The following is a 16,529-nucleotide window of genomic DNA, read 5'->3' as shown; positions in this document are numbered from 1 at the left end:
TAAATTATAACTCCTCCTCTACTTCACTGTTAAGTTCTGGAGGAATATAATTTCCTTCTTCATCAAAGTAAGTATCAAATTCAGTTTTACTAAATTGATATTCTTTTTTAACAATCCCTTTTTTTCTATAAATAATAGAAAATAGAAATCCCATAATAAAGCCAGATAAATGTCCTTCCCAAGACATACCTTCTTTAATTGGTAACACATACCAAATCATACTTCCGTATAAAAAAATAATTATTAGAGAGAGGGCAACTAATCTATAATGTTTTCTAATAATTCCGCTGAAAAAAACAAAACTAAATAATAAATAAACGATTCCGCTGGCACCAATATGGTAAGATTCTCGGGCAATAATCCAAGTTAAAGCACCAGATAAAACACCTCCATAAATTAATATTTTTAAGCCTATATCTCTATAAAAGTAAAAAAGACTAAGTAGTAACACAAATAACGGAATAGAATTATTAAAAAGGTGTTTAGTATCACTATGAATAAAATGAGTGAAAAACACACCTCTTAATCCTTGAAAATTTCGAGGTAAAATTCCGAATTTATTAAAATTGAAATTAAATTTTATTTCTATCCAATATATAACCCAAATAGCAATTACATAAAGTACAGGTATAAAAAAGATAGATTTTGATGTATTTAATTGATTTTCTTGTTCCATATAGTTTTAAAAATATCAAAAATTTTACCAAAATAGAAATTAACAACATCTGTCATAAAACTTTACTATTTTTACAGCATGAATGAACCTTTGGCAGAAAGAATTAGACCGAAAACTTTAGAAGATTACATCAGTCAGCACCATTTAGTCGGTAAAAACGGTGTATTAACTAATTTAATAAAGCAAGGTATTATTCCTTCTTTGATTCTTTGGGGACCACCAGGAATCGGAAAAACAACATTAGCAAACATAATTGCGACAGCATCTAATAGACCATTTTATACTTTAAGCGCTATTAGTTCTGGCGTAAAAGATGTAAGAGATGTCATTGAAAAAGCCAAAAAAAGTGGTGGATTATTTACTGCTAAAAATCCGATTCTTTTTATTGATGAAATACACAGGTTTAGCAAATCTCAACAAGATTCTTTATTGGGTGCAGTAGAAAAAGGTTGGGTAACTTTGATTGGTGCCACCACAGAAAACCCAAGTTTTGAGGTTATTCCTGCACTTTTGTCTAGATGTCAGGTTTATATTTTAAATTCATTTGATAAAGAAGATTTAATTGCATTATTAAATAGAGCTATTGAAAAAGATGAATATTTAGCTGCTAAAAAAATTGTTTTAAAAGAAACGGATGCTTTACTTCAAGTATCTGGCGGAGATGCTAGAAAACTTTTAAATATTTTCGAATTATTGGTTTCTGCTGATGAGGAAATAGAAATTACAAATGAACTGGTTTTATCTAAAATTCAAAAAAATACAGCTAGATATGATAAAACTGGGGAACAACATTATGATATAATATCTGCATTTATTAAATCTATAAGAGGTAGCGATCCTAATGCTGCGGTTTATTGGCTTGCAAGAATGATTGAAGGTGGTGAAGATGTAAAATTTATAGCTAGAAGAATGCTAATTTTAGCGTCTGAAGATATCGGTAATGCAAATCCAACTGCACTAATTTTAGCAAATAACACTTTTCAAGCAGTCTCTGTTATCGGAAATCCTGAATCGAGAATTATTTTAAGTCAAACTGCTGTTTATCTTGCTAACTCAGCTAAAAGTAATGCGTCTTACATGGCAATAGGAGCCGCACAAAATTTAGTTAAAGCAACCGGTGACTTATCTGTACCTTTAAATTTAAGAAATTCGCCTACAAAATTAATGAAGGACTTAGAATATGGTAAAGATTACAAATATTCGCACGATTATCCTAATAACTTTATAGATCAAGAGTTTTTACCTTCAGAAATTTCTGGCACAAAATTGTACGAACCTGGCAATAACCAAAGAGAAAATCAATTTAAAGAAATATTAAAAAATAGATGGAAAAATAGATACGATTATTAAAACTTTACTTGATATTTTTCTTGAACTAACTTGTCGTTTTCGTAGTATTCTGCAATCCAAAGATTATCTTTTAAGTAGAATATTCCGTTTTTATCTTTAATAATAAATACATCTTTCACTTTACTATTTAAAATGATGAAAACAACCTCTGGTTTTAAATTAATCAACTGAAATCCGTTTGACTTTGGTTGTGCATAAAGTGTTTTTATAGTATTAGTTACTTTAGGTAAAGTTTCCTTTTTTACTTTATTCTTAATTTTTGTAACTGTATTATCTATTTTAACTACAGGCTTTATATCTGTTACTTCTTTTTCTACATCGTTTTTAACAATTACCTTTTTATTATTAGTTGATTCTAATATTTCATTATTATTAGTAATTGTAACTTCTAAACTTGGCTCATAAACAAAATTAGACATCGAAGCATGCGCTCTTCTTATTGATTCTTGGTAACTTTTTTTGTAATCTTTAATTCTACTACCACCTTCTTTAGAAGTGTATAAAACCTTGTTAAAACAATCTCTTAATTCAATTAGAACCGCCGTTTTAAACATAGATGATTTATCTTGAATAATAATTTTTAATGCTTTACAAGGATCATTTTTTAACTCTAAAGGCAATTCTTCGGAATCTAACATAACATTAAAACCATTCTTTTTAAAAAGAAATTTTGTTAAAGAACTAGTTTGATATTGATCTGTTTTCTTTAAAAAACTAAATCTTTCTGGAACGATTAAGTATTTATAATTGTTTATTTTTTTCTGTTGACTATATACCGAACTAAAAGTTAATATAAATATAAGTGTATAAATTGTTTTCATTTTAATTAAATAAAAGGTTAAAACCGAATTGTAAAGAAACATTATTTGCAGAAGAAATATCAGATAATTCTGTGATATTATCTACTAATCCGTAGAAATTAATTTTCCATATTTGGGTAGAAATTCCAAAGCCAATATTCGAATATGAAAAATCGTCGACAGTATATGTTAGTTTTGCATGTAGTTTATTTGAAAAGGATTTTTCGTAAAAACCTGTAAAAGCGAATTGCTGACTTAAAGGTCTAAAAACTGAATATAATTGCGCACCAAAAGCATCGGTAAAGAAGTCTTTATACGTGTCATCATAGCAATATTTGCTTCTTTTTTCACCAAAACTATATTTAATTGCTGCATTAAATTTGGCAGGTCTCCATGAGATATAAGAATCTTGATTTTCTTCTGTTGGCAATTGTTCTTCAAAAGCATCATTCAAATTCTGCCAATAATTTGTATTGTTTGTATCATAATCAAAAGCAATACCTTCGAAAGTAAAACTTCCTTTTGTAATAGTATTTTTAATGTTTTTAGTATGATTTATAAAACCAATATCTAATAAACTTGCAGAAAACTGTAATTGCGGAGAAAAGTTATAAGACAATCCGAAATCTAATCCAACGCCCATATTTCCGCCAAAAAAAGTATTACCAATGTATGTACTTGCATCATTAATATATTCATTGTCTTTAATCAAACCAGAGGTTCTAAAATTTATATCTATATTTTCTAAATAGTGCACATAAATATTATTATTACCAAGGTTAGATGTAAAAGTACCAGTGTTGTTTGTAGATTCTACATTTAACGAAGACGAATAGATTTTAAAACGCCCACCTAAAGTCAAATTATCATCTATTTTTCTAGTAATTCCTGCATGAATTACACCCAGATAATCAAGTTTGTAAAGAATTTGAGATGCACTAAAACTTTTATTTAAATACGCAGCATTACCTTCGTTTATAAGTGTAATTCCGTCTTTAGGTAAATAACCAATTCCGTCTACTTCATTATAAAAACCACCACTTAAATATGTTTTATCATCTAACCTATAACCAATATTTATTACGTCGATTTTGGCGTTTATACTTAAAAAATCACTAGTAGATATATTCGCTAAAACGGCTGTAACTTTATCTGTAATATCTCTATTATCAGCAGCAAATAAATCTGAAACTGTAAAACCAGTTGATCCTATTTCTGATGAAAACCCAGAAAGCATAGGTACACCAATATGGTATTTATAATTAGTTTCTAAACCAGGATTTAAGAGTAGTGTTTGCGGTAAACCTGCAAAGTCATACAATACTTGTTTATTTTGACCGTAAACACCAATGCAAAAGATAAATACTAAGTAAAATAGTTTTGTTTTCATTTTATAAAGGCGCTTCTAAATGTATTGTTGCTGCAGAATTAAATATGATTTCACCAACATCAGATGCAATTATAGGCGTTGTTTTATCATCTAAACTTAACTTTACCTCTACTCTAGTAAAATTTCTAACCGTTGGATTTGATTCTATATTTAAAATTTCTGTTTGTTTGAATTCTAAATTATTTGCAGCTACATTTAAATCGTTTAACTGATAAATAAGATTGTCATTTTCATCTAACAACGAAATTTCTACCGTAAAATCTCTGTTGAATCTATTCGTAATTTCAAAATCGAAATCTAATTGTACTAAATTTTGTCTTATAAAACTTGTTTCAAATATTTTAACGTCAGATTTTTCTGAAATTTCTGTAATTGGAGGAGCTCCAGGAAATGGCACAAAATTATTTGGCGATATTGTAAAATAGGTTAATGATAAAGCATAAGAAGGTTTTAATGTATAATCTTCTATCTGGTCGAAATCCACAGCTTCTGAGCACCCAAATATTAAAACAAAACACAAAAGCATATTTATTATTATATTTTTTTTCATCTTAAATATTTTACAAATTACAAACGCTTAAATCCTTATAAATATTGCTTAATCTCAAGTAAATTAGCCACAGAAGTTACATTGTTGTCTGTTGCTGTTTCATCATTAAAAACACAATGAATTACGTTAAAACCTACATTTAAAGCACCGTTAATATCTGCTTCTAAACTATCGCCAATCATAACCGAGTTTTCTGCAGTTGCGTTGGCTTTCTTTAATGCAAAATTAAATACTTTCGGATTCGGTTTTTTTACGCCAACAGAATCAGAAGTAATAATCGCATCAAAATAATCAATAATTTTTGAACTTGTCATTTTCTTCATTTGAACTTCGTCAAATCCGTTTGTAATGATATGCAATTGATATTTACTTTTTAAATAGTCTAAAATTTCAAAAGTTCCTTCGAATAAGTAATTAAAACTTGATAAATTATCTATGTAATCGATCGCTAATTTATCAATCAATACATCAGAAATTTCAAAATTCAATTTATCAAAAGACTTTTTTAACCTATTGTATCTAAGTGCTTCTTTGGTTACTTTTTCATCTCTGTAAAGTCGCCAATATTCTAAATTAATAGGCATATAGATTCTTAAAAAATCATCAATTTCTATATTTACATTGTTTAATTTAAAAATTTTCTCAAAGGTTAAACCAGAGTTTTTATCAAAATCCCAAAGCGTGTGGTCTAAGTCGAAAAATACGTGTTCTATTTTCATCCTTTAAAAGTAAAGATTATAAATAAACTATAAGCACATTAAGTTGTTATATTTGTAATAATAAATTATTTTTTTTGAGTAAAAAACTACATATATTATTTCTTTGCGGCTGGTTTCCTTCTAGAGTCTTGCCAACTAATGGCGATTTTATAGAAAGACATGCTAAAGCTGTTTCAAAAAAACATAAAGTAACAGTTTTACATATAATTTCTGATGAAAATTGTATACAAAAAATAGAAATAGTTTCAGAACAAAAAGACGAATTAGATATACATATTGCCTATATAAAAAAGACGAAAAACCCTTTAAATAAGCTACTTTTATATAGAAAAGCTTTTCTTTCTTTATTAAAAAATATTGGTGATTTTGACGTTGTACATTTAAATAAATTATATCCTTTTGGTATTTTTAGTTTGTATCTAAAAAAAACTCAAAAGAAACCATTTATTATTTCTGAACATTTTACAGGTTATCATTTACCTTTATCAAAAAACATTTCTTTTATTGAGAAGTTTATCAGTAAAAAAATTGCTAAAAATGCAGCATTTATTTGCCCAGTTTCTAACAATTTAAAAGAAGCAATGCAACAGTTGGGGTTTGATGGAAATTACAAAAGAGTACCCAATGTTGTTGATACAAATTTGTTTGTTCCTTCAGAATCTAAAAATTCGGTTTTTACAATCTCGCATATTTCTAATATGGTTAATCGACATAAAAACATTGAAGGTTTACTAAAAGTTATCAAAAAACTAGAAACTAAATTAGCAAATTTTAAGGTTGAAATAATTGGTGAAAATTCTAGCAATTATATATCTTTTGCTAATAAAATTGATATCAATCTAAATAATGTAACATTTATTGATCAAATTCCTCATAAAGAAATTGCAAATAGATTACAGAACAGTGATTTGTTTGTTTTGTTTAGTAATTATGAAAATCTACCATGTGTAATTTTAGAATCTTTTTCTTGTGGTGTACCTGTAATCTCTACCAATGTTGGCGGAATAAAAGAATATTTTCCAGAAGATTTTGGTAAACTAATTAAAAAAAATGATCAAGAAGAATTATTAAAAAGTATTTTACTTTTTGAAAAAAGTTTTAAAACCAAAACACTTAATAAACAAAAAATGCACAATTTTGTTATCGATAATTTCTCTGAAAATAAAATTGCGCTAGAGTTTGAAAAATTATATTTTAAAGCATTAAAATAAATTACACTGAACTTAATTAAAACGTACATATTAAACTTTTTAAAACGCTCTGGCAGTTATGTGTTTTTGGCAACAATTTTTGCTAAGATTTTATCTTTAGCTGCATCTTGGGTAGCTTTACAATTTATAGATAATCAAGATTTAGGTATATTACTTTTTTCTTATAATGTTATTGTATTTATTTTACCAATTAGTGGTTTAGGCTTACATCAAAGTTTACTAAGATTTAGTGCATTAAACAATAATGCAGAAGATAAAAATCATATTTTTTTATATGTTTTAAAATACGGATTAATTTCGTGTCTTGTTTTAATAAGTATTATTATAAGTACTAGTTTTTTTATTTCTTTTCAATTTGAAAAAGCACAATTTTTCATAATTATTTTATCGTTTTTATTAATTCCGGCTTTTCTTTTTGAAATTATTAAAACTCAGTTAAGAATAAATCACGACAATAAAAACTATGCATATTCCGAGTTTTTATACAGTCTAATCTTCTTAATTTTAATTACCGTTTTAACCTTTTATTATCAAGAAAATGGTTATGTAATTTCTTTATTGTTGGCACCTGTTTTGGTGTCTTTATTTTTTATCAAAAAGATAAAAATTAAAGCAACTAAAATAAAAATAGTTTCAGAATTAAATTTTCAATTCTGGCGATACGGTTTCTTTGCTAGTTTATCTAACGTTGTTACACAATTACTTTTTGCCATTGATATTTTATTAATTGGTTACTTAATAAACGATGCAGAAATGGTAACAAATTATAGATATGTTTCTATTATACCTTTTAGTTTATTATTTCTACCTAGAGTTTTCATCAATACTGATTTTGTTGCTTTTACAGAAAAAATATTAGACAAAAATTATATAAAAACGTATATAAAAAGCTATATACAAATGTTTACTATATTAAGTTTCTTATTAATTATGTTTAGTTATTTTTTTGGTAGTTTTTTACTAAGTCTTTTAGATGAAAGCTTTATCAAATACCAAACAACTTTCTTTATTTTAATGCTTGGAATTTCTGGTATATTTATTTTAAGAGGTTTATTTGGCAACCTACTTTCGTCTATTGGAAAAGCACACATTAACTATTATATTGCTAGTATTGCGCTTATAATAAATATAATTAGTAATTATTATTTGATACCAAAATACGGCATTAAAGGTGCTGCAATAACTTCTGCTATTTTAATGTGGTTAACAGGTTTATTCTCTTTTATTTGCTTTAAAAAACTTTATAAGAGAGTTCTTTTAAAAGCAAAATAGTTTTCTTCTTCCGCGCCAAAACTTCGATAGAATTTGGCAATACTTGGCATATTACCACCTTCAAAATCTAGTGTTAGATTGCTATTTTGATATTTTTTAATAACCTCTGAAAGTAAAAAACTAGATGCTTGTAACGTTTTTCCTTTTACTGTAAAAGCGGCAAATAAATAGGTAATTCTGTTATTATGATCTGTAAAAAGTGCACCTCCTAAAAGTTGCTCGTCCTTAAAAACACCTATTAAAAATCCTTTTCGATTTCGTAAAATAGCATTAGACAATGCAGTTAATACTTTATACGGAATTTTATATGAATAATTATCTTTGTATATTTTAATCAACTCAGATATAGTTGTTTCTTTTACATAAAGTGACGCCTTCTCTCCTACTTTAATTGCGTGTTTTCTTCCTTTAGAAAAATTCTTTTTAAAAGAAACATAATCAGTATTTAAGATTAGTTTGTAATTTTTTAATGTAATTGTGTTTTCTGTAGAATAATTCTGAGAATTAAAATGAATAACAACTTTAAAAAAATGAATCGGAATTTGACTTAAAAATTCTTTTTGTAATTCTTTTGAAATTAAATCCTTAGAAAAAACTCCTAATTGCTGACTAAAATAAGGTTGGTTACCAAGTTTAAAGAACAATTTACGCTGCCAAGAAATTGGTAAAACTGCTTCATAATCGTTTAAGACTAAAACACTCCAATTTTTAGAAACAGTATCTAAGTACCAAGAAAACGCATAAATTCTAGACTGAATTGAATTTTTAATACAATCATCATATTTATCAATGTTGATATTTTTTCTTGAGATAAGCTTAATCATCCTAAGAAGTTGCTATTTTAACCATAGACTCGTACAATCTTTTCCAACCTTTCCATCTTAAATGATTGCTTAAACTTTCATTATGAAATAAGGTTATAAAGGTTCCGTTTACAGCTTTTACTTCATTTCTTAAATCTCTAATTTTTCCAAGAGATTGTTTAGGTGTTATTTTTAAATAGTCGTTTAAAGTTGTATCCATCAAAGCAAAAGGAAATATCTTTAAAGGAGTTTGAATTTCGAAATCTAAATCGTAAAAATAATATGGTGTGCAGGTACTCGCTCTAAAACCAACATTACTAGCATATCCCATAGAATAATCTTCTTGAACTTCTAAATCTATCAATTGCTGATACGTTTCTGGTAAATTAAAACGTAAATAATGCTGTCTAGATCTTATAACCGGCATGTTGGTTATAGATTCTAATCTTTCTTTTTCTTTTTTTAGCAACCCAGGATTTTGCATTGTAAAATAAGATGGATGCAAACCAACTCTAGCATAATCTACTAAATCTTTTATAAGCAATCTGTATTTGTTTTTAGATGCAGATACATTGGTATCAAACGTTGTATAATCTCCTATAGAACAAAAAAAGATGGTTCTAATATCCGATGCTTTTTTAATATCTAAAATCTTTTGAAAATTATCAAAAGGATCTTTCTTAATATTTAAAGAAACTGCAAATCTGTACCAAACATTTATCAAACGAAGTTTAAATAAATCATTAAAAAAGCCACCAAAGGTTCTAACAAAATTTTTATGTTTATAGGCAAATGCATTATCAATATCTATAGTAGATAAATATTTGTAAGATCTTGTTTTGTAATCGTAATCTGGAAATTTTTCTTTTAACTTTTCTAACAACTTGTATGCCCAAATATCTACAACCGGTTTTTCTAAAAATCCGTTTTTGTATGCTAAACTTTCTGTTGCTGTATAACGACCATGCATGTCTTTTACGTGCGGTAAATATTCTTCGTAACGCGATATTAAATAAAAACTTGCCGCAAAAATATCAAAAGGAATTGCTGATTTACTTCCGGCACCAAAAAAACACGGAGTATTGTCCCATTTTTGAATATTAATATCTAAATCGTTTACACCTTGTTCAAACAACAAATCGTTACTTTTTATAAAAAATTCGTTTCCTAAAGGCGTTTTTGTGTATGTTAATTTGGGTCCACTATGTGCCACAAATTCTTCTACTTTTGTTGTAAAATCAACAGAAATTAAAAGCGTTCTGGTTAAAACATGCTTAAAAATGTAACGAACTCTTGGTGTTATTTTATGTGTGTAAACTAATATCATTTATGGGTATAGAAGTTTTAATTAATTGTAAATTCTATAAAATTCCTTCGTCTGCAAAGCTAAAATAATCTTTTTGGGTAATTATCAAATGATCTAAAAGTTTAATATCTAAAGTAAAACCTGCATCTTTAATCTTTTTAGTAAGTTGTTTATCTGCGTTACTTGGTTGTAATTTACCTGATGGATGATTATGTGCCACAATAATTGCCACACAAGCCAATTCTAAAGCTCTTTTAAATAACAACCGAACATCTACAACTGTTGCCGTTAAACCACCTTTACTTACTTGCGTTTTTGCAATAACTTTGTTAGAATTATTTAAAAACAGCACCCAAAATTCTTCATGTTCTAGATCGCCAATAATACTTTGTAAAACTAAAGAAGCATCTTTACTACTAGTTATTTTTGGCTTTTCTAAGGCAACTTCTAATTGTCTTCTTTTGCCCAATTCTAAAGCTGTAATTATACTAATTGCTTTTGCTTCTCCGATACCTTTAAATTCCATTAATTTTTCTAAAGAAAGTTTCGCTAGTTGGTTTATGTTACCATCTATCGATTTTAAAATTCTTTTAGATAAAGCCACAGCACTTTCGTTTCTGTTTCCAGAACCTATTAAAATAGCTATAAGTTCAGCATCAGATAATGATGTTTTGCCTTTAGCAATCAATTTTTCTCTTGGTCTATCGTCTAATGCCCAAGATTTAATAGTCAATTTTTCCACGCTTTTTTTTATAAAAATACAAAATCAGATTTAAGTTAGGTTTAACCGATTTAGTACCGCTTTTTAAATGGTTGAAAAGAAAATTCAATTTTAAAAAAACAATTTACAGACTTTCGTATCTTTGCAACTTATATTCTATCTATTTTTACATATGAAGATTATTATAGCTGGAGCTGGAGATGTTGGCTTTCATTTAGCAAAATTACTTTCTTACGAATCTCAAGATACTTATATCATAGATTTTGATGGAGAAAAACTAAATTATATTAACAATCATTTAGACGTAATTACCAAAAAAGGTGATGCCACTTCTATAAAACTTTTAAAAGAAATTGGTATAAATTCTGCTGATTTGTTAATTGCTGTTACAGAAAGTCAGAATACCAATTTTACAATTTCTGTAATCGGTAAATCTTTAGGTGTTAAAAAAACTATTGCTAGAATAGACAACCCAGAATTTTTAAATGAATGCGAAGTAAACTTTAAAGAGTTTGGTTTAGATTTTATGATTTCGCCACAAGAATTAGCAGCAAATGAAATAAAAATGTTGCTTAAACAATCTTCTTTTAACGATACAGTAGAGTTTGAAAGTGGTTTATTTAATGTAATGGGTACTTCTTTATCTTACAAATCTCCATTGGTAGATTTAACTGTAAAAGAAGCTAAACAGAAATTTAACAATATCGATTTTATAACTATTGCTATTAAAAGAGATAATGTTGCACAAACTATTATCCCTAGAGGAGATACAAAATATCAACTTAACGATCAAGTTTATTTTTCTGTACCAAGTTATAATATGAAGGATTTATATCCGATTATAGGAAAGAAAAAATTCGATATTAAAAATGTTATTATTCTTGGAGGAAGTAGTATTGGTCAAAAAACCGCAAGGAATCTTTGTCAAGATAGTTTTAACATCAAACTAATTGAAGAAAGCAGAGAAAAAGCAGAAAATTTAGCTGAAGAATTAGAAAACGTCTTAGTAATTCATGGTGATGGTAGAGATTTAGAATTACTAGAAGAAGAAAATATTAGAGAAACCGATGCTTTTATTGCAGTAACAGGTAATTCTGAAACCAATATTATGTCTTGTTTAGTAGCAAAGTCTAAAGGTGTTAAAAAAACCATTGCTTTGGTAGAAAACATGGATTATATCGAGATTTCTCAAACCATTGGTATCGAATCTTTAATCAATAAAAAACTAATTGCTGCAAGTAATATTTTTAGACATATTAGAAAAGGAGAAATACTTGCATCTGCAAATTTACATAATATAGATGCTGAAATTTTTGAGTTTGAAGTTCAGCCGAATGCTAAAGTTACAGAAAAACCTATTAAGGATTTAAATTTTCCTAGAGATGCAGTTTTTGGTGGCTTAATTAGAAATGGTAAGCCATATATGTCTTTTGGTGAAATGCAAATTCAAAGCGGAGATAAAGTGATTGTTTTCTGTTTGCCAGAAGCAATTAACACTGTAGAAAGCCTATTTAGATAAATGGGAAATTTAAACACAAAAATAATTTATCGTTTTTTAGGTATTACAGCAATACTTAATGGTCTGTTTATGTTTTTAACGGTTCCGTTTAGTATTTTTAATGATGAAATAGAAAAATGGGGAATTTTAAATGCAGGTATTATAACAACCTTTATTGGTAGTTTACTTTACTTTTTTAACAAACCCATAAACACTAATATTCAGAAAAAAGAAGGTTATTTAATTGTAACACTTGGATGGCTAATTCTATCTTTTACAGGAATGTTACCATATTTACTTTCCGGAGCAATACCAAGTATTTCTGATGCTTTTTTTGAAACAATTTCTGGATATTCTACAACTGGTTCTTCAATATTAACCGATATTGATAACATGCCAAAAGGAATTCTTTTTTGGCGAAGTGCTACACATTGGATTGGCGGAATGGGAATTATTGTTTTAACAATAGCTATTTTACCTCTCTTGGGTATTGGTGGTATGCAATTATTTATGGCAGAAGCTCCAGGCCCATCAGCAGATAAATTACATCCAAGAATTACAGATACAGCTAAAAGATTATATTTAATCTATGTAATATTAACATTATTAGAATTCTTTTTATTAAAATTTGCTGGCATGACATGGTTTGATGCAATTAACCATGCAATGGCAACAATGAGTACTGGTGGTTTTTCTACAAAATCTGATAGCATCGCATTTTATAACGGAAAACCTTTAATACAATACATTATCATCTTTTTTATGTTTGTTGCAGGTACAAATTTTGTATTGACTTATTTCGCTTTAAAAGGAAAAATGCAACGTGTATTTAAAAGTGAAGAATTTAAGTATTATTTATTTGGATCTTTAGGTGTTTCTGCAATAATTGCAATCATTATTATATTCTTTCAAGACCCTAATTTAGAATCTGTATTAGCGCATCCAAAAGTTTTAGGAGAAACAGAAAGTGCTATTAGACATTCTTTATTTATGGTTATATCCGTAGTAACTACAACAGGTTTTGTTTCTGCTGATTTTACAATGTGGAACTTTTTTGCAACCGGAATCTTTTTTGCACTATTTTTTACAGGTGGTTCTGCTGGTTCTACTAGTGGTGGTGTAAAAGTTGTAAGACATATTGTCATGCTTAAAAATAGCTTTTTAGAATTTAAAAAAGCATTACATCCTAATGCCATTATACCAGTAAGATACGATGGCAAAACAGTAAACCAAACCATTGTTTTTAACATACTATCTTTCTTTATAATTTATATGTTAATTTTTATCATATCTTCTGTAATCTTAACATTATTAGGTTTAGATTTTATGTCTGCAATTGGTGCTGCAGCATCTTCTCTAGGAAATATTGGGCCTGCAATAGGTTCTGTAAGTCCTGTAGATAATTTTGCTCATTTAACCAACTCTGCAAAATGGTTTTGTTCTTTTTTAATGTTAATTGGTAGGTTAGAATTGTTTACTGTTTTAATACTATTTACACCTTTCTTTTGGCGTAAAAACTAGAAAACTACAATCTTTCTAATTTTAACATATTGTTAACAAATACTAAACACTAGTAATAGCTTTATTTTTTTTGTATCTTAGACTACCTAAAAACTAACGATATGAAACAAAAGTACTTTTTAAAGGTTTTCTGCCTTTTTATTTTAACAGTATTTACAGTTAATTCTGTAAATTCTCAAACTACTGGTGATATTGCTTTCACAGCATTTAATGCAGACGGAGATACAGATTTTTCTTTAGTTAACTTAGTAGATCTTTCTCCAAATACAATAATATATATAAAAGATGGCTCTGGTTTTATAACTTGGAACACTGGAAGCAATGTTATAAAATCTGGAAGTATCACAGTATTTACAGATGTTGATGCCACATTAAACCCTTTATTAGGGGTTTCGAAAGGAACTATAGAAAAAAGTGGAGCTTTTAATTGGTCTGCAAGCGGTGAAGCAGTTTTTGTTTATTTAGGGACTGATAAAGATACACCAACTACTTATTTAACAGGTTTAAAAAATGGAAATTTAAGTGGAGAATTAACTGGTACTGGTTTAACTGCTGGAGTTAATTTTATGGAATTTAATCCTGTTAGTAGTCCTGACGGAGGATTTTATAATGGTTCAAGATCTACAGAAGCATTGTATTCAAATTATTTTAATCTTATGATAGATAAAAATAATTGGACACACAACACTGGAGATGGAGAAGCTACTTTACCTATTTCTAAAGAATCTTTTACAATATTAACCACAAATTGGTTAGGTGCTATAAGTTCTTCATGGACTGACCCTTTAAATTGGGATAATGGCGTTCCTAATTCTAGTTCTTTAGTTATAATTCCGGATTTAATGCCGAATGCACCTGAAATTAGCACATCTACTAATGCAGAAGTTGGTAATTTATCAATTTCTGAAGCTGATGGATTATCTGTATTATCTGGAAGTTTAACTGTATATGGAAATGTTACAGTTAATGCAGGAAGCTCTTTGTATTTAGAATCTAAAGTAACTGCATCAAAAACTTTAGATGCTGCAACCCTAATTTTAAATGGAAGTTATACTTCTGTTGATGATAATTCTTTTTTCTATTTTACAGAAACTTTTATTGACGATACATCTGAATGGAGTTTAATCTCTTCTCCTACCGTTGGAGAATTAATAGATGGTAACACCGGAGATGGAAATTTTGCTGTTTTTAATGCTTTGCAACAAAGTGCAACAAACTACGGAATCGCATTTTACGATAATTCTCAATCTGATTCTAATCTTCGTTGGGATTATTATTCTAAAGCTGAAGTTGATGTTGTCAATACAAGCGCAGTTCTAACAATGGAACAAGGTAAAGGATACAGTGTTTTACCAAATTCTGCTTTAAATTCTGATACTGCGAAAGGAAACTTAGGGTTTAAAGGTGATGCACCTACTTCTGATGTTTCAATTACAATTACCGACAAAACAGCCACTTCAGGAAATGCTTTTAACTTGGTAGGAAATCCTTATCCTGCGTATTTACCTTTTAATACTGCTGCAAATTCGACTAATTTATTATCAGAAAATTCTGGAGTATTAGAAGAGGAAACACTTTGGATTTGGGATAAAACTACTGCTTCTTATATTACAGTTAACCAAACTACAACTGTAGGAACCGGAACAAATCAAAGACCATCTCTATACATAGCTCCGGCACAAAGTTTCTTTGTAAAATCTAGCAATACTGGTGGTGATTTTAAGTTTAAACAAGCAGATCAAAGTCATCAAACAACAGGAACATTTAATAAATTAGAAAATTTAAGACCAGAGATTAATTTAAGTATTACAAACAATGGCAGAACCTCAAATACTTCTATCTATTATTATGCTGAAAAAACAACAGGTTTTGACAACGGTTATGATAGTTCAATTTTTACAGGTGCCGGTGATTCTTTTACAATATACACTAAATTAGTATCAGAAGAAAGCAATCAAAAATTAGCAATTCAAACTTTACCAAAATCCAATTTTGATTCCATGGTTATTCCTGTTGGTGTTAATGCACCTGCTGATTCAGAAATTACATTTTCTGCAAACGGAATTAATTTACCAAAAGAACATAACATTTATTTAGAAGATAGATTAACAGGCACATTTACGCTACTAGATACTTCTTCTAATTATATTGCTACTGTTAAAACTAATAATACTGATGATCGTTTTTTTATTCATACAAAGACAAACGAAGCTCTAAATGTAGAAAATGTATTGGTTAGTAATATTTCAATTTTTCAAACAAGCAATACTAACTTAAAATTAACAGGGTTTAATAATGAAAAAGTAAACATTTCAATTTTTAATATCTTAGGTAAAAATGTTTTAAAGAAAGAGCTAAACATTGTTGACACAAAAAATGTTGCACTACCAAATTTAACGAGTGGTGTATATATTGTAAAATTAGAAACACTTTCTAATAGCATTAATAAAAAGATAATTTTAGAATAATTCTTTAGAGATAAAACATTAAACCATGAAAAAAAACGAAACAAAAATTACTCGTAAAGAAGCTATTAAAAAAATAGGTAATTATGGTAAATATACTGCTTTAACTGCCTTGGGAACTTACATGATTTTAAATCCTCAAAAAGCGCAAGCACAAAGTCCAGAAAAACCTGGAGTAGGATTTTAAACTGAAATTTTAAAACAATTAAAACGCTTCAATTTTATTGAGGCGTTTTTTATTGAATAT

General features: G+C 28.0%; 15 protein-coding genes. 7 read left to right on the top strand and 8 right to left on the bottom strand.

What is annotated here, in order from left to right:
* Positions 1-4: 4 nt before the first annotated feature.
* The gene (locus tag WG950_RS13225; protein ID WP_340933000.1) at positions 5-676 is read right to left on the bottom strand and encodes a rhomboid family intramembrane serine protease; all 672 of its coding nucleotides are present in this window, start codon (positions 674-676) and stop codon (positions 5-7) included.
* A 78-nt stretch (positions 677-754) separates the two neighbouring features.
* Here WG950_RS13225 and WG950_RS13220 point away from each other — a divergent pair, with 78 nt between their 5' ends.
* The gene (locus tag WG950_RS13220; protein WP_340932999.1) at positions 755-2,026 is read left to right on the top strand and encodes a replication-associated recombination protein A; all 1,272 of its coding nucleotides are present in this window, start codon (positions 755-757) and stop codon (positions 2,024-2,026) included.
* On the opposite strand, the gene WG950_RS13215 is transcribed toward WG950_RS13220, so the two are convergent.
* From WG950_RS13215 to WG950_RS13200, 4 genes are read right to left on the bottom strand one after another with little or no spacing between them, the layout of a single operon-like run.
* Positions 2,023-2,847, bottom strand: coding sequence for a hypothetical protein (locus tag WG950_RS13215; protein ID WP_340932998.1), 825 nt, complete (start codon positions 2,845-2,847; stop codon positions 2,023-2,025). The genes WG950_RS13220 and WG950_RS13215 overlap by 4 nt on opposite strands.
* Position 2,848: 1 nt before the next feature.
* The gene (locus tag WG950_RS13210; RefSeq protein WP_340932996.1) at positions 2,849-4,216 is read right to left on the bottom strand and encodes a DUF5723 family protein; all 1,368 of its coding nucleotides are present in this window, start codon (positions 4,214-4,216) and stop codon (positions 2,849-2,851) included.
* Position 4,217: 1 nt separating this feature from the next.
* Positions 4,218-4,766 (bottom strand): hypothetical protein, encoded by a 549-nt coding sequence (locus WG950_RS13205; RefSeq protein ID WP_340932995.1) that lies wholly within the window; start codon positions 4,764-4,766, stop codon positions 4,218-4,220.
* A gap of 35 nt (positions 4,767-4,801) precedes the next feature.
* On the bottom strand, positions 4,802-5,485 hold the full coding sequence (locus WG950_RS13200; RefSeq protein WP_340932993.1) for a YjjG family noncanonical pyrimidine nucleotidase: 684 nt from the start codon (positions 5,483-5,485) through the stop codon (positions 4,802-4,804).
* 74 nt (positions 5,486-5,559) lie between these two features.
* Between WG950_RS13200 and WG950_RS13195 the strand changes: the two genes are divergently transcribed.
* Both WG950_RS13195 and WG950_RS13190 read left to right on the top strand, forming a co-directional pair.
* Positions 5,560-6,696 carry a glycosyltransferase family 4 protein gene (locus tag WG950_RS13195; RefSeq protein WP_340932991.1) on the top strand — a complete coding sequence of 379 codons (1,137 nt, stop codon included), beginning with the start codon at positions 5,560-5,562 and terminating at the stop codon, positions 6,694-6,696.
* Positions 6,697-7,968, top strand: a complete 1,272-nt coding sequence (locus WG950_RS13190) for a polysaccharide biosynthesis C-terminal domain-containing protein (RefSeq protein ID WP_340935263.1) — start codon at positions 6,697-6,699, stop codon at positions 7,966-7,968. It begins immediately after the preceding gene.
* On the opposite strand, the gene WG950_RS13185 is transcribed toward WG950_RS13190, so the two are convergent.
* The 3 genes from WG950_RS13185 to radC are packed head-to-tail and all read right to left on the bottom strand — an operon-like array spanning position 7,938 to position 10,819.
* On the bottom strand, positions 7,938-8,792 hold the full coding sequence (locus WG950_RS13185) for a hypothetical protein (RefSeq protein WP_340932989.1): 855 nt from the start codon (positions 8,790-8,792) through the stop codon (positions 7,938-7,940). The genes WG950_RS13190 and WG950_RS13185 overlap by 31 nt on opposite strands.
* A gap of 1 nt (position 8,793) precedes the next feature.
* Positions 8,794-10,098 (bottom strand): polysaccharide deacetylase family protein, encoded by a 1,305-nt coding sequence (locus WG950_RS13180; RefSeq protein WP_340932988.1) that lies wholly within the window; start codon positions 10,096-10,098, stop codon positions 8,794-8,796.
* 34 nt (positions 10,099-10,132) lie between these two features.
* The gene (gene radC, locus WG950_RS13175; protein ID WP_077809854.1) at positions 10,133-10,819 is read right to left on the bottom strand and encodes a RadC family protein; all 687 of its coding nucleotides are present in this window, start codon (positions 10,817-10,819) and stop codon (positions 10,133-10,135) included.
* 151 nt (positions 10,820-10,970) lie between these two features.
* Between radC and trkA the strand changes: the two genes are divergently transcribed.
* The 4 genes from trkA to WG950_RS13155 all read left to right on the top strand — a co-directional run bounded on the left by trkA (position 10,971) and on the right by WG950_RS13155 (position 16,469).
* Positions 10,971-12,317 (top strand): Trk system potassium transporter TrkA, encoded by a 1,347-nt coding sequence (trkA, locus tag WG950_RS13170; RefSeq protein WP_340932985.1) that lies wholly within the window; start codon positions 10,971-10,973, stop codon positions 12,315-12,317.
* Positions 12,318-13,817, top strand: a complete 1,500-nt coding sequence (locus WG950_RS13165) for a TrkH family potassium uptake protein (protein WP_340932983.1) — start codon at positions 12,318-12,320, stop codon at positions 13,815-13,817.
* A 101-nt stretch (positions 13,818-13,918) separates the two neighbouring features.
* Positions 13,919-16,285 carry a T9SS type A sorting domain-containing protein gene (locus WG950_RS13160; RefSeq protein ID WP_340932981.1) on the top strand — a complete coding sequence of 789 codons (2,367 nt, stop codon included), beginning with the start codon at positions 13,919-13,921 and terminating at the stop codon, positions 16,283-16,285.
* A gap of 25 nt (positions 16,286-16,310) precedes the next feature.
* Complete coding sequence (locus WG950_RS13155) at positions 16,311-16,469, top strand: hypothetical protein (RefSeq protein ID WP_172830847.1); 159 nt, start codon at positions 16,311-16,313, stop codon at positions 16,467-16,469.
* Positions 16,470-16,529 lie beyond the last annotated feature (60 nt).

Origin of the sequence: Polaribacter marinaquae, from assembly GCF_038019025.1 — a bacterium.
Lineage (GTDB): Bacteria > Bacteroidota > Bacteroidia > Flavobacteriales > Flavobacteriaceae > Polaribacter > Polaribacter marinaquae.
Note: the sequence above shows the minus strand (reverse complement) of the source record. Positions and strands in the feature narration are given on the sequence as shown.